The organism is Nocardioides sp. (genome assembly GCF_051876515.1).
Taxonomy (GTDB): domain Bacteria; phylum Actinomycetota; class Actinomycetes; order Propionibacteriales; family Nocardioidaceae; genus Nocardioides.
This window is the reverse complement of sequence record NZ_JBJEHY010000119.1, coordinates 1-1222: the sequence shown is the minus strand read 5'-3', so window position 1 is coordinate 1222 and position 1222 is coordinate 1. Positions and strand designations below refer to the sequence as shown.

Here is a 1222-nt window from a genome sequence, read left to right as displayed (position 1 = left end):
CGACGAGGAGATCCTGATCCGCGACCTCGACATGGACATGGTCCAGCAGATGCGCGACGACTGGCAGTTCTACCGCGACCGCCGCCCCGACTCCTACACCGAGATCGCCAAGCCCTGAGGCCGGAGGAGACACCATGACGACCCTCATCACCGGCGGGCTGGTGGTCAACGCCACCGGCACCGTGCACGCCGACGTACTCATCGACGGCGAGAAGATCGTGGCCCTGCTCGAGCCCGGCTCCACCCTGCTCGGCAGCGACCTGAAGTCCAGCGTGGACACCGTCCTCGACGCCAGCGGCAAGTACGTCATCCCGGGCGGCATCGACGCCCACACCCACATGCAGCTCCCCTTCGGTGGCACCTTCGCCTCCGACACCTTCGAGACGGGAACGGTGGCGGCGGCATGGGGCGGCACCACCTCGATCGTCGACTTCGCCGTGCAGCGCACCGGCGAGAAGGTGATGGAGGGGCTGGAGACGTGGCACGACCTGGCCCGCGGCAACTGCGCGGTCGACTACGGCTTCCACCAGATCATCGGCGGGGTCGACGACGACGCGCTGGCGGCGATGGACAACCTGGTGGCCGAGGGCGTCACCTCGTACAAGATGTTCATGGCGTACCCGGGCGTCTTCTACGCCGACGACGCGCAGATCCTCAAGGCGATGCAGAAGGCCGCCGACCTGGGCCTGATGACGATGATGCACGCCGAGAACGGCCCCGTCATCGACGTGCTGGCCGAGCAGCTGGTCAGCGCCGGCAAGACCGACCCGTACTACCACGGCATCGCCCGTGCCTGGCAGGCCGAGGAGGAGGCCACGCACCGCGCGATCATGCTCGGCAACCTCACCGGAGCCCCGCTGTACGTGGTCCACGTGAGCGCCAAGCAGGCCGTCGAGCAGATCGCGGTGGCCCGCGACCGCGGTCAGAACGTCTTCGGCGAGACCTGCCCCCAGTACCTCTACCTCTCCCTGGAGGAGCAGCTCGGTGCGCCCGGCTTCGAGGGGGCCAAGTGGGTCTGCTCGACGCCGCTGCGCTCGCGCGCCGAAGGTCACCAGGACTCCATGTGGCAGGCGCTTCGCACCAACGACCTGCAGATGGTCTCCACCGACCACTGCCCGTTCTGCTTCAAGGAGCAGAAGGAGCTCGGCGTCGGCGACTTCCGCAACATCCCCAACGGGATCGGCACCATCGAGCACCGCATGGACCTGATGTACCAGGGCGT

1 protein-coding gene is annotated in these 1222 nt (G+C 67.8%); it reads left to right on the top strand.

Annotated elements, in window-relative coordinates; all coding sequences use genetic code 11:
* Positions 1 to 134 precede the first annotated feature (134 nt).
* Positions 135 to 1222 (top strand): dihydropyrimidinase (gene hydA / locus ACI379_RS08560; RefSeq protein ID WP_439791663.1); only part of this gene is annotated, 1088 nt, incomplete at its 3' end.